The organism is Pseudomonas sp. St386 (genome assembly GCF_018325865.1).
GTDB lineage: Bacteria > Pseudomonadota > Gammaproteobacteria > Pseudomonadales > Pseudomonadaceae > Aquipseudomonas > Aquipseudomonas brassicacearum.
On sequence record NZ_AP021900.1, the window covers coordinates 4,631,061 to 4,655,497 of the forward strand.

At 58.6% G+C, this 24,437-nt stretch carries 27 protein-coding genes; 13 read left to right on the forward strand and 14 right to left on the reverse strand.

Features of this window, described 5'->3' with window-relative positions; genetic code table 11:
• Nucleotides 1–4 precede the first annotated feature (4 nt).
• The 3 genes from KI235_RS20325 to KI235_RS20335 all read left to right on the forward strand — a co-directional run bounded on the left by KI235_RS20325 (nt 5) and on the right by KI235_RS20335 (nt 3,010).
• Nucleotides 5–1,180 (forward strand): GNAT family N-acetyltransferase, encoded by a 1,176-nt coding sequence (locus KI235_RS20325; protein ID WP_003203750.1) that lies wholly within the window; start codon nt 5–7, stop codon nt 1,178–1,180.
• A complete protein-coding gene (locus tag KI235_RS20330; protein WP_003203752.1) occupies nt 1,152–1,946 on the forward strand; it encodes a ChbG/HpnK family deacetylase in 795 nt (264 codons plus the stop codon). The genes KI235_RS20325 and KI235_RS20330 overlap by 29 nt, the downstream gene beginning before the upstream one ends.
• Before the next feature lie 125 nt (nt 1,947–2,071).
• Nucleotides 2,072–3,010 (forward strand): alpha/beta hydrolase, encoded by a 939-nt coding sequence (locus tag KI235_RS20335; RefSeq protein ID WP_003203753.1) that lies wholly within the window; start codon nt 2,072–2,074, stop codon nt 3,008–3,010.
• 320 nt (nt 3,011–3,330) lie between these two features.
• Here the strand turns inward: KI235_RS20335 and KI235_RS20340 are convergent, their stop codons facing one another.
• The 6 genes from KI235_RS20340 to KI235_RS20365 are packed head-to-tail and all read right to left on the reverse strand — an operon-like array spanning nt 3,331 to nt 9,282.
• Nucleotides 3,331–5,073, reverse strand: a complete 1,743-nt coding sequence (locus tag KI235_RS20340; RefSeq protein WP_003203755.1) for an ABC transporter substrate-binding protein — start codon at nt 5,071–5,073, stop codon at nt 3,331–3,333.
• A 48-nt stretch (nt 5,074–5,121) separates the two neighbouring features.
• Nucleotides 5,122–5,394 (reverse strand): DUF2160 domain-containing protein, encoded by a 273-nt coding sequence (locus tag KI235_RS20345; protein ID WP_003203757.1) that lies wholly within the window; start codon nt 5,392–5,394, stop codon nt 5,122–5,124.
• Between the two features lie 10 nt (nt 5,395–5,404).
• Nucleotides 5,405–6,205, reverse strand: coding sequence for an ABC transporter permease subunit (locus tag KI235_RS20350; protein ID WP_003203759.1), 801 nt, complete (start codon nt 6,203–6,205; stop codon nt 5,405–5,407).
• Between the two features lie 10 nt (nt 6,206–6,215).
• The gene (locus tag KI235_RS20355) at nt 6,216–7,082 is read right to left on the reverse strand and encodes a sugar ABC transporter permease (RefSeq protein ID WP_003179834.1); all 867 of its coding nucleotides are present in this window, start codon (nt 7,080–7,082) and stop codon (nt 6,216–6,218) included.
• Nucleotides 7,079–8,188, reverse strand: coding sequence for an ABC transporter ATP-binding protein (locus KI235_RS20360; protein WP_003203761.1), 1,110 nt, complete (start codon nt 8,186–8,188; stop codon nt 7,079–7,081). Before KI235_RS20360 ends, KI235_RS20355 begins: the two co-directional genes overlap by 4 nt.
• The gene (locus tag KI235_RS20365) at nt 8,188–9,282 is read right to left on the reverse strand and encodes an ABC transporter ATP-binding protein (protein WP_003203764.1); all 1,095 of its coding nucleotides are present in this window, start codon (nt 9,280–9,282) and stop codon (nt 8,188–8,190) included. The genes KI235_RS20360 and KI235_RS20365 overlap by 1 nt, the downstream gene beginning before the upstream one ends.
• 307 nt (nt 9,283–9,589) lie before the next feature.
• Here KI235_RS20365 and KI235_RS20370 point away from each other — a divergent pair, with 307 nt between their 5' ends.
• Nucleotides 9,590–11,440 (forward strand): sigma-54-dependent Fis family transcriptional regulator, encoded by a 1,851-nt coding sequence (locus KI235_RS20370; protein WP_003203766.1) that lies wholly within the window; start codon nt 9,590–9,592, stop codon nt 11,438–11,440.
• 464 nt (nt 11,441–11,904) lie between these two features.
• Here the strand turns inward: KI235_RS20370 and KI235_RS20375 are convergent, their stop codons facing one another.
• The gene (locus tag KI235_RS20375; RefSeq protein WP_003203767.1) at nt 11,905–12,417 is read right to left on the reverse strand and encodes an anti-virulence regulator CigR family protein; all 513 of its coding nucleotides are present in this window, start codon (nt 12,415–12,417) and stop codon (nt 11,905–11,907) included.
• Between the two features lie 129 nt (nt 12,418–12,546).
• Here KI235_RS20375 and KI235_RS20380 point away from each other — a divergent pair, with 129 nt between their 5' ends.
• Both KI235_RS20380 and KI235_RS20385 read left to right on the forward strand, forming a co-directional pair.
• The gene (locus tag KI235_RS20380) at nt 12,547–13,758 is read left to right on the forward strand and encodes an MFS transporter (protein WP_212795271.1); all 1,212 of its coding nucleotides are present in this window, start codon (nt 12,547–12,549) and stop codon (nt 13,756–13,758) included.
• Nucleotides 13,759–13,991: 233 nt separating this feature from the next.
• Nucleotides 13,992–14,198 (forward strand): hypothetical protein, encoded by a 207-nt coding sequence (locus KI235_RS20385; protein ID WP_027912993.1) that lies wholly within the window; start codon nt 13,992–13,994, stop codon nt 14,196–14,198.
• Nucleotides 14,199–14,251: 53 nt separating this feature from the next.
• Here KI235_RS20385 and KI235_RS20390 read toward each other — a convergent pair whose 3' ends face one another.
• The 3 genes from KI235_RS20390 to KI235_RS20400 all read right to left on the reverse strand — a co-directional run bounded on the left by KI235_RS20390 (nt 14,252) and on the right by KI235_RS20400 (nt 16,125).
• The gene (locus KI235_RS20390) at nt 14,252–14,560 is read right to left on the reverse strand and encodes an AzlD domain-containing protein (protein WP_003203770.1); all 309 of its coding nucleotides are present in this window, start codon (nt 14,558–14,560) and stop codon (nt 14,252–14,254) included.
• The gene (locus tag KI235_RS20395) at nt 14,557–15,267 is read right to left on the reverse strand and encodes an AzlC family ABC transporter permease (protein ID WP_003203772.1); all 711 of its coding nucleotides are present in this window, start codon (nt 15,265–15,267) and stop codon (nt 14,557–14,559) included. The genes KI235_RS20390 and KI235_RS20395 overlap by 4 nt, the downstream gene beginning before the upstream one ends.
• 93 nt (nt 15,268–15,360) lie before the next feature.
• Nucleotides 15,361–16,125: a TSUP family transporter gene (locus tag KI235_RS20400; protein WP_028236718.1), complete on the reverse strand. Its 765-nt coding sequence runs from the start codon at nt 16,123–16,125 to the stop codon at nt 15,361–15,363.
• Nucleotides 16,126–16,358: 233 nt separating this feature from the next.
• On the opposite strand from KI235_RS20400, the gene KI235_RS20405 reads away from it, so the two are divergent.
• Together KI235_RS20405 and KI235_RS20410 are read left to right on the forward strand one after the other, a co-directional pair.
• Nucleotides 16,359–17,273 carry a LysR family transcriptional regulator gene (locus tag KI235_RS20405; RefSeq protein ID WP_003203776.1) on the forward strand — a complete coding sequence of 305 codons (915 nt, stop codon included), beginning with the start codon at nt 16,359–16,361 and terminating at the stop codon, nt 17,271–17,273.
• Nucleotides 17,274–17,511: 238 nt separating this feature from the next.
• Nucleotides 17,512–17,940: a DUF2628 domain-containing protein gene (locus tag KI235_RS20410; RefSeq protein ID WP_013693809.1), complete on the forward strand. Its 429-nt coding sequence runs from the start codon at nt 17,512–17,514 to the stop codon at nt 17,938–17,940.
• A 156-nt stretch (nt 17,941–18,096) separates the two neighbouring features.
• Here the strand turns inward: KI235_RS20410 and KI235_RS20415 are convergent, their stop codons facing one another.
• Nucleotides 18,097–18,909 (reverse strand): PDZ domain-containing protein, encoded by an 813-nt coding sequence (locus tag KI235_RS20415; protein WP_223523246.1) that lies wholly within the window; start codon nt 18,907–18,909, stop codon nt 18,097–18,099.
• Between the two features lie 164 nt (nt 18,910–19,073).
• On the opposite strand from KI235_RS20415, the gene KI235_RS20420 reads away from it, so the two are divergent.
• Complete coding sequence (locus KI235_RS20420; RefSeq protein ID WP_027912991.1) at nt 19,074–20,057, forward strand: hypothetical protein; 984 nt, start codon at nt 19,074–19,076, stop codon at nt 20,055–20,057.
• A gap of 98 nt (nt 20,058–20,155) precedes the next feature.
• On the opposite strand, the gene KI235_RS20425 is transcribed toward KI235_RS20420, so the two are convergent.
• Both KI235_RS20425 and KI235_RS20430 read right to left on the reverse strand, forming a co-directional pair.
• Nucleotides 20,156–20,359, reverse strand: a complete 204-nt coding sequence (locus tag KI235_RS20425; protein WP_027912990.1) for a hypothetical protein — start codon at nt 20,357–20,359, stop codon at nt 20,156–20,158.
• Nucleotides 20,360–20,512: 153 nt separating this feature from the next.
• Nucleotides 20,513–20,953 carry a PACE efflux transporter gene (locus KI235_RS20430; RefSeq protein ID WP_027912989.1) on the reverse strand — a complete coding sequence of 147 codons (441 nt, stop codon included), beginning with the start codon at nt 20,951–20,953 and terminating at the stop codon, nt 20,513–20,515.
• A gap of 106 nt (nt 20,954–21,059) precedes the next feature.
• Here KI235_RS20430 and KI235_RS20435 point away from each other — a divergent pair, with 106 nt between their 5' ends.
• Nucleotides 21,060–21,941 (forward strand): LysR substrate-binding domain-containing protein, encoded by an 882-nt coding sequence (locus KI235_RS20435; RefSeq protein ID WP_212795272.1) that lies wholly within the window; start codon nt 21,060–21,062, stop codon nt 21,939–21,941.
• A 13-nt stretch (nt 21,942–21,954) separates the two neighbouring features.
• Nucleotides 21,955–22,476 carry an N-acetyltransferase gene (locus KI235_RS20440; protein WP_080766485.1) on the forward strand — a complete coding sequence of 174 codons (522 nt, stop codon included), beginning with the start codon at nt 21,955–21,957 and terminating at the stop codon, nt 22,474–22,476.
• A 321-nt stretch (nt 22,477–22,797) separates the two neighbouring features.
• On the opposite strand, the gene KI235_RS20445 is transcribed toward KI235_RS20440, so the two are convergent.
• Complete coding sequence (locus KI235_RS20445; RefSeq protein WP_028236716.1) at nt 22,798–23,010, reverse strand: hypothetical protein; 213 nt, start codon at nt 23,008–23,010, stop codon at nt 22,798–22,800.
• A 291-nt stretch (nt 23,011–23,301) separates the two neighbouring features.
• Here KI235_RS20445 and KI235_RS20450 point away from each other — a divergent pair, with 291 nt between their 5' ends.
• Both KI235_RS20450 and KI235_RS20455 read left to right on the forward strand, forming a co-directional pair.
• A complete protein-coding gene (locus KI235_RS20450) occupies nt 23,302–24,159 on the forward strand; it encodes an AraC family transcriptional regulator (RefSeq protein ID WP_013693815.1) in 858 nt (285 codons plus the stop codon).
• Between the two features lie 29 nt (nt 24,160–24,188).
• Nucleotides 24,189–24,404 (forward strand): DUF6434 domain-containing protein, encoded by a 216-nt coding sequence (locus KI235_RS20455; RefSeq protein WP_080560991.1) that lies wholly within the window; start codon nt 24,189–24,191, stop codon nt 24,402–24,404.
• Nucleotides 24,405–24,437: the final 33 nt, after the last annotated feature.

A 24,437-nucleotide genomic window follows, 5' to 3' on the forward strand; every position in this document is an offset into this window, starting at 1 on the left:
CCCCATGGCGATCCGGTTCCAATGGTGTCGCTCCCTGGGCGCCGAGGACTTTCCCATGACAGCTTATGAACAGCTGCGAACCCAGGTGCCCGACGCTACGCCCTTCAACACCCTGGCTTGGCTGCAAGCGGCGGAATTCGCCCTGCTGCCGGACCAGCAGCTGCACGTGTTGCTGGGCTGGCAAGACCAGACACTGTGCCTGTGCCTGCCCTTGGTATCGGGGCGTGAGCGTATCGGCGGGCTGCGGTTCCGGGTGTTGCGTCACTTGGGTTATCCATTGGCCGACCGCATCGCCTTGATGGTGCGCCTGGACGCCGAAGGCATGGGGCAGGCGCTGACGCAGATCCGTCAGCACTTGCCCCACGCACTGCTGCAATTGAATGAAGTGATCGAGCCGGTCGGTGAGCAAAGCGTCCTCAGCGCCTGGATGGCGCTGAGTTCCACCGGAGAGCGCCGCCTGAGTTGCCGGGTGCCAGTGCATTTGATCAGCGACAATGACCATCAGGAAATCTCTGGCGACCCACGCTACAAGTTGCGCCGGGCCCGCAAGCGGATCGCTGCCTGCGGTGCCGAGATCCTCCGGGTGAAACCGGACGCCATCAGCATGGGCCAGCTGTTGCGGACCCTCGCCGATGTCGAGGCGGCCAGTTGGAAAGGCGAGGAAGGCGTCGGCATCTTCGCCGACCCCGGGCGCCGGCAATGGATGAACCTCGCCTTCACCGCCCTCGCCGCCCAAGGCCTGGTGCGGGTGGTGATGCTGGAGCTGAACGGCGAATGCATCAGCTATCGCCTCGGCCTGCTGGACCAGGGGCGGCTGTACGACTACAACCTGGCGTTCCTGCCGCAGCATGCCGACCTGGGCAGCGGCCGGGTGTTGCTCGAGGAGTGGATTCGCTGGGGGCTGGACGAAAACTGGCGCTGGATCGACGCATCACGGGTCAGCCTGGAGAACTCCAGCCATCAGTTACACGAACGCATGACCGGCCAACTGGAACACTGGCGCTGGAGTTTCTATTCATGGCAGCCCGGTGGTTTGCTTCTGGGATTTGCCTTGCGACTCTGGAAAAGCTTGAAGCCATGGTTTGGCAAACGCCGAAGCAAACCGACCGCGACGACGGCATCGTCCCCCCCTAAAAACCAGGAGAAGACAGATGCCGCGTCAAGTGATCGTCAACGCTGACGACTTCGGGCTCAGCCTCAGTGAGAACGCGCTGATCCTGCGGGCCTTCGAGACCGGCGTGATCAGTTCGGCCACGGCCATGGCCAACATGCCGGGTTTCGAGCAGGCGTGTGAAATGGCCCGGCAACCGCTGCTCAACGGCCACGTTGGCCTGCATTTCAACCTCAGCTACGGCCCGCCGTTGGGCCAGGCGATCACCTCGCGCCCGGTTTTTTGCGACGCCAATGGCCAGTTCGACCTGAACCTGTCGCGTTATTGCCTGCGCCTGGGTTCAAAGGATCTGGCGGCAGTGGAAGATGAACTGCAGGCGCAATGGCAACACTGCCTGGACCGCGGCCTGCGTCCCAGCCATCTCGACTCCCATCAACATGTGCACAACATCTGGCCCATCGGCGAACTGGTGGCCCGCTTCGCCGCCAGGCAAGGCGTGCCCATGCGCCTGGCGCGCAACCTGGGGGCGAACTTGACCCCGCCCAAGCGTATCTTCAAAACCCTGTTCAACCGGCGCATTCGCAGCCTGTGCGGTGCGACAGCGGACTACGTTTGCACCCCGGCCGACCTGGACTACGCCGCGCCACCGGCATATGGCTCGCTTGAGGTCATCGTGCATCCGATGCAACTGGACGAGGATTTTGGCGATGCCAGCCTGAGGCCAGGCGAGTCGTTGACCCAAGTACTGAACAAGCGCCTGGCGGGCGTGCCCAAGGTCGCGTACGGCCGGACCGCGCAGGTATTGACGCTGGTTGAGTATGGGGATGTGCACTGACAGGGACGCGGTGTATACCTGTGGCGAGGGCGTTTGCTACCTCGCCACGACCGTCCGAAATCCCTGCGCCGCTTTCGGAGAATCTGCTACAAGGCATCTTCAGTTTCGAGTAGCGAATTGCGTCGATGCCTTTACCTTTATTCTCTCGCCTTCGGCGGCGCTGGCTGGCCTTCCTTGTCATGAGCGCAATGGTGGTCGGGCTGCCGGTGGGCTGTGCAGTGCTGCAGCATAAGGAACGCGAGCTGGTCTTTCGCATCGAGCCGGGGACCGCGAGCTGGTTCAGTGGGCTTCCCAGCGGCGTGCAGGAATTCGATCTCAAGCCCAAGAGCTTCAAGGCCGGGGAAAATATCCACGGTTGGTGGTGGCCGGCCGAACGCAAGAATGCGCCGGCCATCCTGTACTTGCACGGTGTGCGTTGGAATTTGACCGGCCAGTTGTTTCGTATCCAGCAACTGAGGGCGCTGGGCTATTCGGTGCTGGCTATCGATTACCGTGGCTTTGGCAAAAGCCATGGGGATCTGCCGTCGGAAGCCAGCGTCTATGAAGATGCGCGCATCGCCTGGGAACGTCTCAAGGTACTGCAACCGGACCCGGCCCTGCGGCTGATCTACGGTCATTCTCTGGGCGGTGCCGTCGCGGTGGATCTCGCTGCGCAGTTGGGCCAGGAGGCCGCGAAGAATGGTGCTGCCCAGGTCCGAGGCCTGGTCATCGAATCCACGTTCACCTCCCTGGGCGATGTCGCCACCGCGATGGCGAATACGTCCCTGCCGGTGCGCTGGTTGTTGTCGCAGAAATTCGACTCCATCGACAAAATCGGCGAGATCAACATGCCGCTGCTGGTGGTGCATGGCTCTGCCGATCGCTACGTACCGCCGCGCTTCAGCGAGCAACTGTTCAACGCCGCCCGGGAGCCCAAGCGCCTGCTGCTGGTGCCGGGGGCCACGCATAACAACAGCATGAGCCTGGCGGGCAAAAACTACCGGCAAGCGCTGGACACGTTGATGAAAAACAAGCCATCGCCCATGGCCGAACGCCCCCAGGTAAGCTCGGCCAAGGCCGGCTAACGCACAGGTCCCCGGCTGACACCCAATACCTTCATTGACTGTCACACCGCTATCGCGAGCAAGCTTTGCTCCCACAGATCGCCCTCCACACAGTTCTTTGGTTGTTTACAGGATCAGTGCTCACTGCCGATCCCTGTGGGAGCCGAGCTTGCTCGCGATAGCGGTGGGTCTGCTTGCATCAATGCTGAATGTGCCACCGCCTTCGCGAGCAAGGGATTTGTGGTGTACGCGAGGTCTGTGAGCGACGCGGAAAAACTGTGCAAGCGCACGCAAAAAAAAAACGGCACCTTTCGGTGCCGTTCGTTTTCACGCTTGGGGCTTTACTTGCGTGCTGCCTCCCACGATTTCAACAGCTCGGTGTAGCTCACGGTTTCACCTTTAGGCTTCTCGTTCGCCAGTTTCGGCTTCGGTGCACCCGGTTGGTCGAACCAGTATTGCGCGTCGCGCTCGGGGTTCATTTTCGGGGCGCAGGTGGCTTGGGCCTTGGAGCGTTCCAGGCGCGTCATGATCGCATCCTGGTCCTTGGCCAAGCCATCGAGGGCCTGCTGCGGGGTCTTCTCGCCGCTGGCGGCTTCGGCGATGTGGCTCCACCACAGCTGCGCCAGGCGCGGATAGTCCGGCACGTTGGTCCCGGTCGGGGTCCATTGCACGCGGGCCGGGCTGCGGTAGAACTCCACCAGGCCACCGAGTTTCGGCGCCAGGTCGGTCATCGCCTGGGAGTTGATGTCCGACTCACGAATCGGCGTCAGGCCAACGATGGTCTTCTTCAGCGACACGGTCTTGGACGTCACGAACTGCGCATAGAGCCAGGCCGCGAGTTTCTGTTTCTCAGGCGTGGACTTCATGAATGTCCAGGAACCCACGTCCTGATACCCCAGCTTCATGCCCTGCTCCCAATACGGACCACGTGGCGAAGGTGCCATGCGCCATTTCGGCGTGCCATCGGCGTTCACCACCGGCAGGCCCGGCTTGGTCATGTCGGCGGTAAACGCGGTGTACCAGAAAATCTGCTGGGCGATGTTGCCTTGGGACGGTACCGGGCCGGATTCGGAGAAGGTCATGCCCGCCGCTTCCGGCGGCGCGTACTTCTTCAACCAGTCCACGTACTTGGTGGTGGCGAACACCGCTGCAGGGCCGTTGGTATCGCCGCCACGGGTGACGCTGGAGCCGACCGGATGGCAGTCTTCGACGCGAATACCCCACTCGTCCACCGGCAGACCGTTGGGCAGGCCCTTGTCGCCGCCGCCAGCCATGGAGAACCAGGCATCGGTGAAGCGCCAGCCCAGGGAGGGGTCTTTCTTGCCGTAGTCCATGTGACCGTAGATACGCTTGCCGTCGATTTCCTTGACGTCTTCGGAGAAGAACTTGGCGATGTCTTCATAGGCCGACCAGTTCACTGGTACGCCCAGCTCGTAGCCGTATTTCTCCTTGAACTTGGCCTTCAGCTCCGGACGCTCGAACCAGTCGGCACGGAACCAGTACAAGTTGGCGAATTGCTGGTCGGGCAACTGATAGATCTTGCCGTCCGGCGCAGTGGTGAAGGAAATACCGATGAAGTCCTTGATGTCCAGGGTTGGCGAAGTGTAGGCCTTGCCTTCGTTGGCCATCAGGTCGGTGATCGATTCGGTCTTGCCGTAGCGAAAGTGCGTACCAATCAGGTCCGAATCGTTGACCCAGCCGTCATAGATGTTCTTGTCCGACTGCATCACCGTCTGCATCTTCTCCACCACGTCGCCTTCTTGCAGCAGGTCGTGGGTCAACTGGATCCCGGTGATTTCGGTAAAGGCCTTGGCCAGTACCTTGGACTCGTATTCGTGAGTGGTGAGGGTTTCCGACACCACGTTGATCTTCATGCCGCGAAACGGCTCGGATGCCTTGATGAACCATTTGAGTTCTTCAAGCTGCTGGTCTTGCGTCAAGGTCGACGGTTTGAATTCACTGCCGATCCATTTTTTTGCGGCGTCTTCATAGGCGTCGGCCCAGGCCGCAGCACTCAGCCCGCTGAGTGCCAGCATGGCTGCCAATGAAACGCTATGTCGCAGCTTATTGTTTTTATTGAACATAGAGACCTCCTGTTTGGGTTTAAGAGCCTGATCGGCGAACCTTCGCGACTAGCCCCACCGCATCACTGCCAACAGCCACACCCAAGACAACGCGAACGCTATCCAGATGCTCCAGTCGGTGGCGCCGATTACCAGCAGGTGCAGGTAGGCGCTACCGAGAAGACCGATAAACAACCGATCGCCACGGGTCGTGGTAATCGGCAGGAAACCACGCCGAGGGATGCTCGGCGAACGCAACTCCCAGGTGGTCATGCCTGCCAGAAACAAGGCGATAACCCCGAAAAATACCGCCGTGGGGACGGTCCAATTCATCCATTCCATCATCGACTCCTCAGACTCGGCCCAGGGCGAAGCCCTTGGCCACGTGGTTGCGAACGAACCAGATCACCAGCATGCCCGGCAGGATGGTCAACACCCCCGCCGCCGCCAGCACGCCCCAGTCGATACCGGACGCCGACACCGTACGGGTCATGACCGCCGCGATCGGCTTGGCATTCACCGAGGTCAACGTCCGGGCCAGCAACAGCTCGACCCAGGAAAACATGAAGCAGAAGAATGCCGTGACACCGATGCCGGAGCCGATCAACGGAATGAAGATCTTGGTGAAGAACTTGGGGAAACTGTAGCCGTCAATGTAGGCGGTCTCGTCAATTTCTTTCGGCACCCCGGACATGAACCCTTCGAGGATCCACACCGCCAGCGGCACGTTGAACAGGCAGTGGGCCAGGGCCACGGCGATATGGGTGTCGAACAACCCGATGGACGAATACAGCTGGAAGAACGGCAGCAGGAACACCGCCGGTGGGGCCATGCGGTTGGTCAGCAGCCAGAAGAACAGGTGCTTGTCCCCCAGGAACCGGTAACGGGAAAACGCATAGGCCGCCGGCAACGCGACGCACAGGGAAATCACCGTGTTCAGGCTCACGTAGTACAGCGAGTTGAGGTAACCGGTGTACCAGCTCGGGTCGGTGAAGATCACCTTGTAGTTGTGGAACGTGAAATCCTGCGGCCACAAAGTCAGGCTGCCAAGGATCTCGGTGTTGCTCTTGAACGACATGTTCAGCAGCCAGTAGATGGGCACCAGCAGGAACAGGATGTAGATCAGCAGGGGTATCAGCTTTCTCTTGCTCATCGTGCGGGCCTCAACGGTTGGCGTCGGAGTGCGTCATGGCGGTGTAGAACAGCCAGGACACCAACAGAATGATCAGGAAGTACACCAGGGAAAACGCCGCCGCCGGGCCCAGGTCGAATTGGCCGATAGCCATCTGCGTCAGGGTCTGGCTGAGGAACGTGGTGGCGTTGCCCGGCCCGCCGCCAGTGAGTACGAACGGCTCGGTGTAGATCATGAAACTGTCCATGAAGCGCAGCATCACGGCGATCAGCAGCACGCTCTTCATCTTCGGCAACTGGATGTGCCGGAACACCGCCCAGCTGGAAGCCCGGTCGATCCGCGCGGCCTGGTAGTACACGTCCGGAATCGCCCGCAGCCCCGAGTAGCACAACAGCGCTACCAACGAAGTCCAGTGCCAGACGTCCATCACCAACACGGTGACCCAGGCGTCCATGGTGTTGGCCGCATAGTTGTAGTTGATGCCCAGGCCATTGAGGGTGGAGCCCAGCAAGCCGATGTCGGCGCGGCCGAAAATCTGCCAGATGGTGCCGACCACGTTCCAGGGAATCAGCAGCGGGATCGCCAGGATGATCAACACCAGGGACGACCATTTGCCCTTGGTCGGCATGGTCAGGGCGATGGCGATGCCCAGGGGGATTTCGATCAGCAGCACGCACGCCGAGTAGATGAACTGGCGCAGCAGCGAGTCGTGCAGCCGTGGATCGAGCAGCACCTGCTTGTACCAGTCGGCGCCGACGAAGTAGCGGCTGGACTGGTCGAAGATGTCCTGCACCGAATAGTTGACCACGGTCATCATCGGGATCACGGCACTGAAGGCCACCAGCAGGAACACCGGCAATACCAGCCACCAGGCCTTGTTGTTCTGCACCTTGTTCATGGCTGCACCTCACTCAACGGTTCCAGCAGGTATTCATCGGCATAGACCATCAGCCATTGGCCCGGAAAACTGATGTACGCGGTGCCTTCGGGCACTGGCTTGTCTTCGGCCAGGCGCACTTTCAGCGGTACGCCATCGAGGTTGAGGGTCAGGATCTTGTAGGTGCCCAGGTCTTCGACGTGGACCACGTCAGCGCGCATCGCATCGTCGTAAGGGCCGTCCCAGACATGCACGAACTCGGGACGGATACCGACCTTCAGGCTTTTGCCCTGGGCTTCGGCGACCCGACGTTGCAAGGTTTCGGACAGAGGCAAGTGAGTCGAGCCGAAGCCGACGCCACCGGGCTGCGCCGTGACCTCGATCAGGTTCATCCCCGGGCTGCCAATGAAGTAGCCGACAAAGGTGTGGCTGGGGCGCTCGAACAAATCCCGAGGCGTGCCGAATTGCACGATCTGGCCGCCGTACATCACGGCGATCTTGTCGGCGAACGTCGAGGCTTCCAACTGGTCGTGGGTGACGTAGACCATGGTGATGTTGAACTGCTCGTGGATCTGCTTGAGCTTGCGCCGCAGTTTCCATTTCAGGTGCGGGTCGATCACCGTCAGCGGCTCGTCGAACAGGATCGCCGACACATCGTCGCGCACCAGCCCGCGGCCCATGGAGACTTTCTGTTTTTCGTCGGCGGTGAGGTTGCGGGCCTTTTTGTCCAACAGGTTCTGCAGGTCCAGGACCTCGGCGATTTCCTGCACCTTGGTGTGGATCCTCGCCTCGGCCATGCCCTGGTTGCGCAGCGGGAATGCCAGGTTGTCGAACACGGTCATGGTGTCGTACACCACCGGGAACTGGAACACCTGGGCAATGTTGCGGCGCTCCGGGGTCAGCTCGTTGACGACCTTGCTGTCGAACATCACCTGCCCTTCGGAAGGGCTCAGCAGTCCGGAAATGATGTTGAGCAACGTGGACTTGCCGCAGCCCGAAGGCCCGAGCAGTGCATAGGCGCCGCCCTGCTCCCAGATGTGGTTCATCTCGCGGATCGCATAATCCTCGGGGCCCGCCGGCGTGCTGGTGTAGCTGTGGGCGAGGTTCTGCAAACGAATTTCGGCCATCAGGCAACCCTCGCGATACGCTGCCCTGGGGCTTGGACCAGCTTGCCCTGGGCGTCGAAGACAAACAGTTTATGGGTCGGAATGTAGATGCGAATCGGCGCATCCACGTCGTACTCATGCACCCCTGGCAAGTGCAACACCAGCAGGAAATGCTCGTTGCGCACGTGCAGGAAGGTCTCCGAGCCACTGATCTCGGCCACCTCGACGGTCACGGCCAGTTCGAGGTCGTCGTCGTTGCTCGGCACCAGGGAAATGTGGCTGGGGCGCACGCCAAAACGGAACTCACCCTCGCCCACCGGGCGCAGGTCGACGTTCAGCGGGAAGTGCACGAAATTGGCGAAGCTCACCTCGTTGCCGGCGATGCGTCCCGGCATGAGATTGATCGGTGGTTCGGAGAACAATTCGGCGGCCAGCACGGTTTGCGGCTGGTGATACACAGAGGACGATTTGCCGCTCTGGATCACCCGGCCCTCATGCAGGATCGTGGTGGTGCCACCCAGGGCCAACGCCTCGTTGGGCTCGGTGGTGGCGTAAACGGCAATGGTGTGGCGGGCCTGGAACAATTCGCGCATTTCCTGGCGAAGCTCTTCACGCAGCTTGTAGTCCAGGTTCACCAGCGGCTCGTCGAACAGGATCAGTTCGGCGTCCTTGACCAAGGCCCGGGCCATGGCCGTGCGCTGCTGCTGGCCGCCGGACAATTCCAGCGGGTGACGCTGCAGGAATTTCTCGATGCGCAGCATCCTGGCGGTTTCCAGCACCTTGCTCTGGATCACCTCGTTGGACACACCGGCCTGGCGCAGCGGCGAGGCGATGTTTTCGAAAACGGTCATGGTCGGGTAGTTGATGAACTGCTGATAGACCATCGACACGTTGCGCAGCCGCACCGGGCGCTTGGTGACGTCGACGCCGTTCATCAGGATGCGGCCGCTGTCGGGCTTGTCCAGCCCGGCCATCAGGCGCATGAGGCTGGTCTTGCCGGACAATGTACGGCCCAGCAAAACGTTGAAGGATCCGGGTTCGAAACTCAGATTGGCATCGTCGATCCAGGTCTGGCCTTCGACGGTGCGACAGATGTGCTCAAGCTTTAATGACATGGCTCGGCCTTTTTATTATTGGAGTCAAGCGACCCGAGTTAGAAAGCGAAAGCCGTGCCAGAAACCACAACCTATTGATCTGTTTAAAATTTCTATTTATCCGTAGGAAAAAGACGTTCGTTGATGAACACAAGTGAACAATCAGGAATGAACAACTGAACAACGAGCGGGTTGACAATGAACAATTTTGAACAACACTGAACCAGTGGGAGCGAGCCAATTTAAGTAGTGTTTGGATCTGCCCCAGCACAAGGAGTCTGTGCGAGACTTGCCACAACAATAAAAACAGCTCCTGCGAGAGTGCCCCATGGCCGCACCTGCTCCAGCCTTGTCTCACGAGGCAATCATCCAGGCCTCCTGGTCCCGTTGCCGTGCCTTCGGCCTGAACCATCAAAGCGTGCCGGCCTTCGACCAGTTGCCCGCCCAAGGCATCGCCCAGTTGCTGGAGAGCCAGCATTCACTGGTGCAGACCACCCACCAGGAAGTCCTGCCGTACTACGAAAACATCCTGAGCAACTCCAACTGCCTGATCATGCTGGCCGACAACCAGGGCCAAGTGCTGACCTCCTGGGGCACCCAGCGCTTCATCGAACCGAAACTGGCCCATGGCTTCAGCGCCGGGGCGAGCTGGATGGAGCGCTGCACCGGCACCAACGCCATCGGCACCGCGCTGGCCTGCGAACAGGCGGTGCACATCGAGCACGATGAACACTTCCTCAAGGCCAATCGCTTCATGACCGGCTCCGCCGCGCCGATCTTCGATGCCGAGCGCAAGGTCATCGCCGTGCTGGACGTCTCCAGTGACAGCTACCTGCCGCCCTCCCATACCCTGGGCATGGTCAAGATGATGAGCCAGACCGTGGAGAACCGGCTGATCCTCAACCTGTTTCGCGGTGAACACTTTCAACTGACCTTCAACACCGGCCTGAACAACCTCGACAGCCAATGGGCCGGGCTGCTGATCTTCGATGAGAGCGGCCAGGTCCTGTCCGCCAACCGTCGGGCCGACAACCTGCTGGGCCTGAGCCTGTCGCGGGTCAGCATCGAAAGCCTGTTCAAGGTCTCGCTGCTGGAACTGCTGAACCAGCCCGACGGCCTGCCGTTCGCCCTGCAAGCGTCCGGCAGCAATCGTTTCCAGTGCTTGCTCAGGCGCCCGAGCCAGGTGTCTATCAAGGCGCGGGTCTTTACCGAGCCCGCGCCCATGCCGACCTCGGCTCCTGCCTCCCATGTCATCAGCCTCAACACCCTGCACTTCGGTGACAGCCGCGTGGAGAAAGCCGTGCGCCAGGCCGAGCGCTTGCTGGAGAAGGACATTCCGCTGCTGATCCACGGCGAGACCGGCGTTGGCAAGGAGGTCTTCGTCAAAGCCCTGCACCAGGCCAGTTCGCGCTGCAAGCAGCCGTTCATTGCCGTCAACTGCGCAGCGATCCCCGCCGAGTTGGTGGAGTCGGAATTGTTCGGTTATGAAAAAGGCGCCTTCACCGGCGCCAATCAGAAAGGCAGCATCGGCCTGATCCGCAAGGCCGACCGGGGCACGCTGTTCCTCGACGAGATCGGCGACATGCCCCTGCCGACCCAGGCCCGGCTGCTGCGAGTCTTGCAGGAACGTTGCGTACAGCCGGTGGGCAGCGCGGAGCTGTTCCCGGTGGACATCCGCATCATCTCCGCCACCAACCGCTCGCTGCGTGAACAGGTGCAGTTGGGGCGGTTTCGCGAAGACTTGTACTACCGCATCGGCGGCCTGACCCTGGAACTGCCACCGCTGCGCGAACGCAGCGATAAACAGGCCCTGTTCAAACGCCTGTGGGAACACCACCGCGAACCGACCCAATGGGCCGGCCTGAGCCGCGAGGTACTGGACCTGTTCGAGCGCCATCCATGGCCGGGCAACCTGCGACAGGTCAGCAGCGTGCTGCAAGTGGCCCTGGCAATGGCCGAGGAGCAGCCGATCCGCCCGGAACACCTGCCCGACGACTTCTTTGTCGACCTTGAAATGGAACCGGTGGAAACGCCTGAGCCGCTGACGGTGGACCTGAACGATGCCGAGGACCTGAACCGTCAGTTGCAGGCAGTGGGCGGGAATATTTCACACCTGGCGCGACGGCTGGGGGTCAGCCGCAATACCTTGTACAAACGCTTGCGGCAACTGGAAAGCTGATACGAAACCTGTGGGAGTGGGCTGGCTCTTGTTGATTGAGTACATATCCGTTTTCGCGGTAACGGCCACTTAGGGTTTCGCCCTGACGGCGAGTCACTTTCGAAAAGCCCGGAAGCCGGCCCAGTCGAAAGTAACCAAAGCGCTACATGCCCCACCACTCGGTGCCTCGCTTAGGCTCGGCATGCCTGAACGAAGGCATTGCTCCGTGGGCCCGCCGCGATCAACGTCCGACGCGAGGCGGCCTTAGAGCCGGCCTGACTCTTCCGGTCGTACACCCATCAGACCTGTGGGAGCAAAGCTTGCTCGCGAGGCGGCCTGACAGCCGACCTGGCTCTCCCGGTCATACACCCGTCAGATCTGTGGGAGCAAAGCTTGCTCGCGAGGCGGCCTTGCGGCCGGCCTGGCTCTCCCGGTCATACTCGCTCCCACAGGCATTTTGCTTAACTGATTGGCATTACTCCGACTTAGTCGAACGCACCATTGAGCACTTCATAGATGATGCCAGTGGCGATCGCCACCAGGATCAGGTCCGTGCCGACCTGTTGCCACTCATAGCCGTCATAGTGCGGCAACCGCCCCAGCAGTCGCCCATCGAGCTTTTTGGCGATACCGGGTGGCAACGGCTTGCCTCGTGCAAGATTTTTCTGGATGCCTGGCGGCAACGCCGGGCCGGGGCTCCAGTAATCGCGATAACCGCCAATCACACCGAGGATGCCGCTGCGGTCGAGGCTCGGGCCGTTATGCCAATCGCCGCCGCCACCACCTTGGTTGCCTTTGCCGCCCTGGTTACCCTTGTTACCGGGATTTCCTTGGCCGCCCTTGTTGCCCTGCCCGCCTTTGCCTCCCTGTCCGTGGCCAGGACCTTGATCGAATTGAGCGTTTCCCTTGCCGTTGCCCGGGTCCGCGACAACAATGCCAGGGCCAGCCGCCAGGGCGAAACAGGTCACTGCAGCAACCAACGAGCGCGATTTGAACATGGCAGTTCTCTCAAAAAAGGGATGACCCCTGTAAAGATATAGAGACTAACGGTGATATTAGTTCCATATCACGCTGAGCGCCGTTTGCCTGGACCGGATAACACCTGAACACAGCAATCAAGGAGTTTCATGCGCAAGGATTACCTGGCTTTTTTCGTCTCGATGTTCCTCTCCCGGTTGGCCGACCAGATTTTGCTGTTCATCGTCCCGCTGATTGTTTTCCAGACCACCAACAGCGTCGCCTGGGCAGGCCTGGCGTTCTTCGTCGAGTCCTTGCCACGCTACCTGGCGTTCCCGATCTGCGGCGCGCTGTGCGACAAGTTTTCGCCGATTCGCATCCTGCACATCAGCCAGGTCTATCGCGCCGTCGCCTGCGGGGTGACGGTCGTGCTCTATGGTGTCTTCGGCGGTATCTATTGGATCGTCGCGCTCTCGGCCCTGTGCGGCGTGCTGACCACGCAGGGCATCATGGCCCGCGAAGTGGTGATGCCGTACATCTTCAAGCACTACACCTACACCAAGACCCTGTCCTACTCGCAAATCGCCGACCAGACCGGCTTGGTACTGGGCCCGCTGATCGCTGCGCTGCTGCTTGAGGTGTGGGCGTGGCACTGGGTGGTGCTGGCGATTGCCGGGCTGTTCCTGCTGGCGGACCTGGCGATGCTGTACTGGCAGCGCATCAGTTCGGTCACCGTGGAAACCTTCGAGCAACATCACGATCTCTGGCTGAACCCACTGCGCATTGCCTTAGGCCACATTCGCAACCTGGCGGAACTGAAAAAGATCATCAGCCTGGCAGTGGGCGTCAACCTGATCATCGGCGTCACCCTCGCCACCTCGGCGGCCATGGTCATCGGCCATTACGGCGCCGGCAAGGATGACTACGCAGGTTTACAGGCAGCCGGTGCCGTCACCACCATCCTCATCCTGTTTCTCCTGGCTCGGGTCACCTTGCCCTTGAAACTACTGGGTGCCCTCTCCTACACGCTGATTGCCGTCGGCGCCTTCATCACCGCCCTCAGTCCGAACACAGGGGGCTACGTCGTCGGTTTCTTGCTGATTGTCGGTTTCGACAAAATGTTCAACGTCTACTTCCGCACCCTCCGCCAGCAAGTCATTCCGCCCCAGGACTTCGGCAAGACCGTCGGCGTCATCACACTGCTCAACAACCTGTCGCAACCGCTCGCGGGCCTGCTGGTCGCGGTGCTGGCCGCGCCGGTTGGAACGCAGCAGGTGATTCTGCTGTTGGCGGTTGCCACCAGTCTGATCGGAGCCGCAGTGGTTGTGCTGCACAGGCATTCGACATACCGATCAAGCGTCTACAACGCCGAGACCGACTGACCCTATCGGGGGGGCCGGATTGTATTATCAGTGACTTATTGTTGAGGCATGGTTGCAACGTTGCCGACGTCAATGCACGTCTGTCCGCCATTCGTCACCTGTCGAGTATCGGGGCCAACAGGCGGCCACGTCTGGCTCAGGGTTTGCACTGGCCTGTCTCAGCAGCCAAGAACGACGTAATTCTGACGCGGCGGCAAATTAATCAATGCTTGGTCAGCAAACGGAGATGTACCGTGTCAACTCTCAACGAAATCGCAGCGAATCACGCGAGAATGGCAAAGTTAAAGGAAGAAGAGTCGATGCGGCTGAGTGCGCTTCAGGGTCAGGTGGTGGGGAGTTTTGAAATTCCACCCATCGAGGCGCCACAGGAGATGTCGCTGCACTTCATGACGGGTGTACAGGATCACTCGTTTGGGGAAGCGGCGGCGCTGAGTTTTTGACCTGGGTGTTGACGGGGTTTCGTCGCTCGCTTGTTCGCGGGCGACTCGACCTTTCAGAACTGCCTGGCTAAAGCAGCTGCAAGTATGCCGGCCGCAATTGCCGGTAGCGGTTTTTTCAGTGTCAGCATGACGATTGCCGTGGTCAGCAAAGCCAGGCGCGCGCCGTTGTCACCTTTAACCGCCAGCGGAGCCAACACCGCCACCAACACCGAACCGGACATGGCCGTGATGAACTGCTGCACCCGATAGTTGATCGGCACGAACGACATCACGAAAACACCGCCCCACCGAGTCGCCAATGTCACTGCGGCCATTATCAATATGACAACCAGGGTGCCGTAACCCGCCGTTTCAATGCTCATTGTTTTTTCTCCATCCACAGCGCGCCCAGAATGCCCCCCGCCAAAGCGCCGACCACGACATGACTGTTCGCCGGCAAGTACCAGTAAGCCAACAGCGATGAGCAGGCCGCCACGGTCCAGATGATGAACATGCGCAGGTTTTTCTTCCCGCCGACGACCATCGCCAACAAGAAACAGCCCATCACCATATCGAGCCCGAAACTGACCGGGTTCTCAATGGCGCTGCCAAAATGAAGCCCCAGCCAACTGCCCAGGATCCACGCGACCCAGAGTGCAATGCCGCCGCCGAATAAAAGCCCGAGCCCCGGCTTGCCACGACTGAACGCCTGCATCGCCATGGCCCAGTTGGCGTCCGAAACAACCAGCATGACACCGTAGCGCTTGGCAACGGGCAGCTCCCGCAGCCACGGGTAAAGCGTCGCGCCCATCAATAAGTGCCGGGCGTTGATGGCGAAGACGGTGATCATCAGCGGAACGACCGGCACTTGCTGGCCCCATAGGTCCAGCGCGGCAAATTGAGAAGCGCCGGCAAAAACCAGCGTGCTCATGAGCACCGCTGACGTATCACTCAAGCCCGTTTGCGCAGCCGCCAGGCCGAAAGCAACGCCGAACACGACGACGAAAAGAGAGATGGGGATCAGCTGTTTGAAACCGTCGTAGATGTGATTCAACGTCAGCGCGTGCAGGTGGGGTTCAACATTCGACAAAACAGGGCCTCTTCTGAATATCTGCAGGGCAAAAACCGAGAGTATGGGGCTGAATCTGCTTGCCGAACACTTTTTGGCGGGGCAATGGGCAACTCAACCCGCCGAGATCAGGTCATAGGACAGCTTGCTGATCAGGATCACCAGCAGCACCAGGAACAGCGCGCGGACAAAGGGCACTCCCTTGCGCACCGCCAGCCAGGTGCCGGTCAGCGCGCCAAAGATATTGAACAGCGCCATCGGCAGCGCTACCAAGTAGAGCACGTTGCCGCTCGGGATAAAGAACAGCAGCGCCGCGACATTGGTGGCGATATTCACCAGCTTGGCCGACGCCGAGGCGTGCAGGAAGTCGAAGGCGAAGCAGCGAATGAACAGGAAGATCAGGAAGCTGCCGGTGCCCGGTCCGAACAAACCGTCGTAGAAGCCGATGGCGCCACCGATCAGTACCGCCAGCAGCTTCTCCTTGGTGCCGATGCGCATGGGCTTGTGCAGGCTGCCGAAGTCCTTTTTCCAGAAGGTGTAGATCGCCATCAATATGATTAGCACCAACACCGCCGGGCGCATCAGTGCCTGCGGCACGATCGATACCGTCGCCGCGCCAGCGAAGGCCATGACAAAGGCCGCGCCAGCGGCAGGAACCACCAGGCTCCAGTCGATCACCACCTTGCGCACGAACGAGCGCGCAGCAAAGGCCGTGCCGCAGGCCGCCGCGACCTTGTTGGTGCCGAGCAGCGCTGCGGGCTGGGCGCTGGGCAGCACATTGAACAGTGCCGGGATCTGGATCAGGCCGCCGCCGCCGACGGCCGCATCGATCAGGCCGGCGGCGAAGGCGAAGACACATAGCAGGACGATATCGAACATTGAATCAGGCTCTGGCAATAAAGGGGTGGGTGGTCGAGAGGGGGGCTTTTGGCACCCGCCATTCGTGGGTCGCTTCACCCGCAAGAGCGGTTGCTTTTCTGAGTGTTTCATCCAGCGTCGACATATCCATCGCTCCTGTTTAGCTACGTCCTTGTGCTGAGAGCGGGAAGGCTAACGGAAAGGGCTTTTTTGTGTTGCAATGTCATATTGTGAAAAGTGCAATGAGGTAGCCGGTGGCGCTGGATATGTTGGCTGATCTTGAAGCCTTTGCGACGGTGGCCCGCAAGCGCAGCTTTGTCGTCGCAGCCCGCAGCCTGGGGCGCTCCCCCAGCTCGCTGACCCGCGCCATTCAAGGGCTGGAAGAACGCAGCGGGGTCAAGCTGTTCAATCGCTCGGCCAATGCCGTGACGCTGACCGAGGCCGGCGAGCGGCTACTGCCCCACGCCTACAGAATGCTCGATCTGCAACGTGAGGCGGACGAGGACCTGGCCGGGCTCAGCGGCCTGGCCACCGGCTGGATCCGCTTTTCCGCACCGCAATCCTTCGCCCACACGGTGATCCCCGGGTTGATCGCCCAGTACAGCCAGCGTTATCCCGATGTCAGCGTGGATGTGATCTTCACCGATGCGGCGGTCGATCCGGTCAAGGGCAAGCTGGACTTTTCGATTCGCGGCGCCTTTCCACAATCCAGCGACCTGATCGGCTACCCGCTGTGGAGCTATTCGCGCTACCTCTACGCCAGCCCTGGCTACCTGGAACGATGCGGGCTGCCGGCTTCCATCGAGGCGCTGGAACAGCACGCATTGATCCTGCACACGGCACCGCGGATTCTCAAGGAATGGAATTTTCGTGGGCCGGGCCAGGCCGGCAGCTTTCGCGTGCACCCCAAGTTTCGCTTCAGTTCCGGCGCGGCGGTGTTCCAGGCTGCGCTGGCCGGTGCCGGGATTGCCCGCCTGGCCGACTGGCTGGCGGAGCCGGAAGTGGCGGCGGGACGCCTGGCGCGGGTGTTCCCCGAGTACAAGCTGACCTCCAGCACAGGTGAAGACCCGCGCATGCATGCGGTCTATCCAGCCGGCAACCTGCCGTTGCGGGTCAAGAACCTGCTGGACATGATCCGTGTCTACGGAGACAGCGTCAGCCGCTCCTGAAAGTCGGCCGGCGCCCCCGTTGAAAAAAATAGAGTGAAGCACGTCACAGACCAGGCGACCGCTCAAGTGGCCAGTGCGGAATGTTCCACACCAATGACCATAAAACGGCAAAATAAACACCTCAGGCGATTCACTCGCGCCCTTTGTCAAAGATCAAAGCAATCAATGCGCTAGAAACAGAGCACAGGATTTCTTGGAAGAAAGAAAAATTACTAATGGAAAGCAGGAGCCTTGCAAAATGAGCACAACTGAACAAGTACAAAGCACGGGTAAATACAGCGCCAAGTGGCAGGAACGCTTTGACTTCTTTGAAACCTATGGTGCACCAAACGACCCGCGCTACAAGGAAGCCGTCAAGACGCTGCCAGGCGTCAAGAAGAAAATCCTCATCAACGCCAACGTGATTGCGTTTTTCTTCGGCCCTATCTACCTGTTCGTCCTCGGCCTCTGGAAGAAAAACCTCGCCCTGCTGGGTATTTTCCTGGCGATCAATATCGCATTGAGCGTGATTTTCGCAATCATCGGCATGGAGTTTCCTCGGCCGTTGAGTACAGGCCTGAGCATTGCCCTGTCGATGATGTACGCACTCATGGCCAACTACGCCTACTACCTCAAGGAAGTGAAAGGCGAGCAAGGCTGGAACCCGTTCAAAGGCATGCGTCTCTGATTGCAGGCTGGGGTCATCAAGAGCCCGCACCTCATCATGAGTGTGCGGGCTTGTTGTTTCTGGGGCTGGAAAGAGCGTCAACCCTCCGGTCATGCGGTTTTCATTCGCTTCAGGCACCGTCACAACAGACGTTCAACCACCCGGGGTTCACCAGGCTCACAAAGGTTGGGAAGCGGCACTACCATCGGCAACGACGACCTTGACGTCAGTCACAGCCCGATAGCGCCAGACCTTTATCAAGGCGCTGTCTCCAGGCGTCATGCGACCGATGATGGCCGTGACCTCGGAAGGACTGTTCACAGCCGCACCAGCGATCTCCAAAATGATATCCCCCGCCAAGAGCCCCATTTTTTCGGTATCGGTGCCTGGTTCCGGACCAAACACCAGCACCCCTTTCTCGGAAGGCAAACCGAAGCTTTTTACAACGGTAGGCGTGACCGAGCCCAGATGCGCCCCAAGATGTCCAGCCGCAACGGGTATGGGAGCGGCAATGCTTTTGGCAGGTATCGGGGCTGGCGCGGCCGTCGCAGTAGGAACAGGATTGGCGGCGACGCTTGGCTGAGTTGCGCTGCTACGGGAGCAGTCTCGCTGAGCGACCACTTGATGAATCACTTGCCTGATTTTTTCCGTCCGCGGCGTCGGATACTGGTCATAGCTTTTTTGAGTAATCAATAACGTATCGCAATCCATGGCCTCGTAGGTTGCCGGAGACTCGGTAGTGCGATGATATTCAGCATACTTCGCCTTTTCTTCTTCCCCCATGGGAACAAAGATACAGCCCACAAGCAACGGGGATGCTGCCGCCATTAGCGAAACGAGTCTGAGTGACATAGCCATCCCTGATGTTGGAGTTTTTGAGTTGTGGGGGTGAACGCTACTGTTTTGCCATGCGTCTGTCCAATCCTTCATCGTGCTCTTGGGCAAGAGGATCAGACCACCGATAAATTCCGTGGCGACTTGCGCCGACACCTTCCCAAACCCAGCCAAGTGTTAAGTAGGCGGTACATATCTGTCAGCATTTTAAACACTCGCGCCAATAACTCCTTAACCCCCTTGAAAAGAATGGCAGCGTACAGAAGCCCGACTACTCTGAGCCTTAGCAACATCCAAAAAAATATGCAAGGGAGCAGCAGATGAAAACACTACCATTGATAATGGCTGCATTACTCTTAAGTGGCTGCAATGCAAACTGGAATAGCATCTATAGAACCCATGACTTCCAGCTTCCTCAAATAGCCAAAGAAAGGCAAAAGTCCGTATTTATAGATATTAACCAGAGAGCAATTATAAGCGGCAACGACACCATTTGTGCAGAACCGAGCCCTGATGCAATGCAAGCCTATGCAGCTCAACTCGCTGCCTCCGGCACTCTGAGCGATAGAGCCAAGGCAGAATTGGCAGCCGCGGTACAAACTTCGGCAGCCTACATTGGCGTCAGATCAAAGAACATTCAGCTCTTCAGAGATGAGTTTTATCGACTCTGCGAAGCTCGCATGAACGATACGCTTGATGATGCACAATATAATTTTTTCCTGGCAAGACTCCAGCGCTACTCGGTGGCATTAGCAGCCGTGGAAGAACTTAACCAGGGAGCAATTGCTCCGGCTGTGTATCTATCGTCCTCCGGCAACGCATCAGTCGCAGGGTTAGCAGTCCAGCGGCAAGAGTTGACCGCCGTTCAGAGTGAGCTGGCGACTGCAAAAAAAGCGGCAACCGATACACCTTCTGACGCAGCCAAAGCGAAGGTAGCTGAATTAACCGGAAAAGAAGCAGAGCTCAAGAAGGCTATCGATGAGAACAGAAACAATTCAGTCAGTGGTAAAACGTCAGGGGAAATTGGAACACCAGTAAAGGGTACGTCCCAAATAACGGCAGACGCCACTCAAAAAATCATTACAGCCGTGCTGACTACCAATGATCTCCCCTACATGTGTCTGGAACGCTTGAATGAATATGCCAAACGAAACATGAACCTTGACGAAAGTGACTCATGGTCTCAACTTCCTGACGGACGTATCATTTCCAAAGGCGGACGTCCGCTGAATGAAGCCGACAGGGTCATCGTTTCATATTGCAAATCCATACTTCAAGCAGCTGGGTCTAATGCGCAATTCTGAATGCTTGAGAAAAAGGGATGGATTATGTAAGAACATCGGGGGCTCTGGTCCGCCCCCGCTGTTCCTTAGTTGCTTTTTGACTCACCTATAACGACAGATCAGTTCTGTCCAGTCATAGCCTTGGCCGCCTTCTCCAGATTAGCAGCCTGGCGCCCGACGTCTTCAAAGCACTTATCCTGCTCCGCCATCTGGAGTTTCAGGCAGCTGAATGCGTTTTGCTGCACCTGTTGGTTAGCGGAGTAGAATTTGTAGCAGAATCCCGCTACTGCGATTAAAACGATTACGTACAACAGCTTACCCATGACAGCTCCTTTTTTGAGGGCATCAAAATACCCCATGCGCCGACCAAAATGAAGGCAAAAGAGTGGCCACCCTCAAAACAGGAAAAAGCGACAGCGAACAGTGCATCAAGATGCGCCCAAGCTTCTGAGCAACTGATTCAAGGCGTGTTGACGTTAGACACCGAGTGTCTGATCGGCCTGCGCCGAAAGCGGAACATCAAACACTCGATCAAACCCCCATTGAAAAACCAGCGCGTAAAAAAAGAAAAACACGAACAACCCCAGGTTGGTCACCAGCGCCAGCCACAGGCTGATGCCCAACCATGCGCCAATCACTGGAGTGAGGATCAACGTCAAGCCGCCTTCAAATCCCAGGGAGTGAAGCAGCCGTCGCTGCCAGTTGCGATGGCGGCTGCGCTGGCGACGTTCCCACCACTCGAACAGGCCATTGAAAAGCATGTTCCAAGCCAGCGCGACGGCAGAAATCACCAGCGACAGCAGAGTTGAATAGCCCATCCCTTGTTCGTAGGTCAGCGCGAGTGCCGGGGCCACGAACAGCACGCCGCCGGCTTCGTAGAGGATGGCCTGAAGGATTTTACGGGGCGTGCCTTGCATCGCTGGGCTCCTGGAGCGAGGTGGGAGACCACAGCCTGGCAAGTTGAGCACCCGCGCACAATTGAGCTAAATTGAGCCACGCTCAACCTGAGTAACCTACCCGCCCATGTTCGCCAAACTGCCCCTCACCGCCTTGCGCGGCTTCGAGTCCGCTGCACGGCTGGGCAGCTTCAAGGCAGCGGCCCAGGAATTGAACGTCAGCCCGGCGGCGATCTCCCATCAGGTCAAAAGCCTTGAAGCCTTCCTTGGCGTGCGCCTGTTCGAACGATCCAGCCAAAGCGTGTGCCTGAGCGCCGACGGCGAGCGCCTTCAGCCTTTCATGCACCGTGCCCTGCTTGATATCCAACATGGCCTGCAGGTGCTGTCGCCGCCTTGTACTGCCCAGTCCTTGGTGGTGAGCACGACTCCGGCATTCGCCAGCCTGTGGCTGATACCGCGGCTCGGGGATTTTCATCGGTTGTACCCGGAGATCGACGTCAGGCTGCATACCAGCAACGACGTGGTCGACCTGCAGCGTGACGCCAGCATCGACCTGGCGATCCGCGCCCTCTTCACGCCTGACCCACAGCTATTCGAACAGCCTTTGCTGGACGAGTACTTTGGCGTCTATTGCCGCCCCGGCTGGCAACCGCCCGCAGCGGGCTCGCCCGTCGAACTGATCGACGTGCCGTGGCTGAGCAGTGCAAAGGTGGCAATCGACTGGCCTGCGTGGTGCGCCAAGGCCGGCACCCTGGGCTGGCTGGAGAACCCGCGTTTCCGGCATTATGACGAGGAGCAGCATGCCCTGCAGGCGGCGATCGCCGGGCACGGGCTGGTACTTGCCAGCAATGTGCTGGTTACTGAGGCTGTTGCGCGTGGGGAGCTGGTTGAATATCGCCCTGAAGTTCGCTTGGCGGGTGCGCGGTATACGGTGGTGTGTGTGCCGGGGCGGGAGCGGCAAATGGAGGTACGGGCTTTTAGTGAATGGTTGTTGGAGCCTGACAAATAAACTGGTGAGAAATGTGGTTAATATTCGCGAAGCAACTAAAGCCGACCTGGATGTTCTACGTGAAATCGGCTGTGAGACCTACCAAGAGCACTTTTCGGACATCTGGTCTGTCTCAGGCATTCAGGACTTCCTTAATCAAGATTTTTCTCCTACCTCGCTCGGCAAATCACTCGAATCCCCCGCTTGCCATTTGTGGCTTATAGCCTCAGACGAAAGCGGTAGAGTCGTAGGCTTTTCCAAAGTTAACTGGTCAACGCCTGCGCCTTTAACTGGCGAATTGGGCGCGGAGCTACAAAAAATCTACTTTCTCAAGTCCGAAGCAGGACGAGGATATGGGAAACAACTCCTGCACTTCATTTGCCGCCGAGCGATAGAGCGCGGAGAACGCTTGCTGTGGCTTGACGTACTCAAGACCAACTCAAATGCGCGGCGATTCTATGAAGGTTTCGGTTTCCAAGAAATCGGTGAAATCCCTTTCAAAACTGACCGGATTGAAATTGGAATGGTAGTAATGGCATGCGAACTTTCCCGATAGGTATATTCGATGACCTCCCTGTCGGTTGGTTGTCATAACGACAACGCGGAAAAGCCAGATGGCTTACTAGCACGTACGGTGATCCGACCTTGAGCGCGCGATCCTCGACCGGCTGTGCATAAAGCTCACCGGATCGTGCTGAAGGACGAATCGAAAAGCTGGGGACCCCGACTCTAGGCTCACCTGTAATCGACCCGCCTCATACACGTGATCTGCCTCCGTTTTTTTGAATCTGTAGCCATCCGAGCATAACTGCCCCACCGTGACGCCTTCAGCGCGGAAGAACAGAGGAAATCGCCCCACCCTTTCCCTCTGCCCCCCTTAGGGAAGAGGCAAATTCGCAGCAAAATCCGTAGGGATATTGAGAAAGGAATGCCAAGCATCTACAGCATCATGATGCCGCTGGGCAGCATCCTCCCAAAAAGGACCGGATACCTCTTTCGCAGAAACCAGCATCATCATTTTTATCGTCGCAGCGTCCAGCTCTTTGAGAAGCTCATGGGATGTGGCCCTGAATTCTTCGAACGACGTCATTCCATTTACCTCGAGCGGTGTTCACCGCAATTGAGAAATACATATTTCTCTATGAGTGGAGTCCCCCGGGTGACAGCAATTCCAAAAGGTCGGACCGCCGGTAAATTCATTTCGAAGCCAGCCTTTAGCGGCAATGGCGCTCGCAGCACACGGTTGAGCCCTCATAAGCCATAGTGACGAGAAGTGGAGATCTTTCATTTGCTCTGGCGTGGAAAGCAGAAACCGCAAGAACGATCAAATGCTGTCCCCATCCATTTGATAACGTCGCTTCAGCATTCATGGAGATTCGTCATGCTGAGTATCGAAAGGGCCCTGTGGTACATCGAACTGGAGCTGGGATCCCAACTCGATCTGGGACGTGTCGCACGCCATTGCAACATGTCTCCTTTTGCCTTGGCCCGTTTGTTTGCGTTGTCGACGGGCTGGTCGGTGATGCGTTACATCCGCGCACGCCGTTTGAGCCAAGCGGCATTGACCTTGCGTCAAGGTGCGCCGGATATCCTGCAAGTAGCGCTGGATGCTGGCTACGGTTCCCATGAAGCTTTTACGCGCGCCTTCTGCGATCTGTTTGGGTTCACTCCAAAGCAGGTGCGTGGGCACGAGGATGAACATCTCTCGCTGGTGGAACCTTTACGTATGAAAGAAAGGAAGCTCGTAACACTCTCTGAACCTTGCTTTGAAACTAGAGCAGAGTTTTTCATCGCAGGTCTTGGGGATCGTTTTACCTTCGATAAGAACGAAGGCATCGTCGGCTTGTGGCAAGCGTTCTCCCCCTATCTGGGACAGGTACCCAATCAGGTAAACAACGGGAGCTATGGCCTGTGCTGTAATCCTGAACCGGATGGCAGTTTTGAGTACATTGCCGGTACTGAGGTGTCCTGCGTAGAAGGCCTTCCTCCGGCATTTCGGTATTTCAGGGTGCCGCAGCAAAACTATGTCGTGTTTCGGCACCAAGGCCATATCTCTACGATCCATCAGACGTTCTTCACCATTTTCAATCACTGGTTGCCTGAGTCCGAATATGAGCTTGCCGACGCGCCTGAGTTCGAACAGTACAGCCCTGATTTCGCACCCTCCCAAGGGAAGGGGTACGTGGACGTGTGGATACCGCTTGCCAGACGCCAAGCATCCCATGCCATGAACTCATAAATCAGACCACTCGGCTTGGAGCCTGCCCCATGAGTTTTAATTGGCACAGTGATCAACTCACAAGAGATACGCCAGTTTGCAAGCATTACCGAAACACACAAAACGTCCGCAGATTCATGGTGGAGCACTGCGGTGCGAAGTTTAAATTTGATAGAGGCTTTATGGGCTGGATACGTGATGGCGTACCTAAAACGCTCGGCGAAGCCGTCGATGAGTGGCTGCAGCGCAATCGCGATATCCACTGAACATCCCACGGGCATCAGGCCCAACACTCTGGA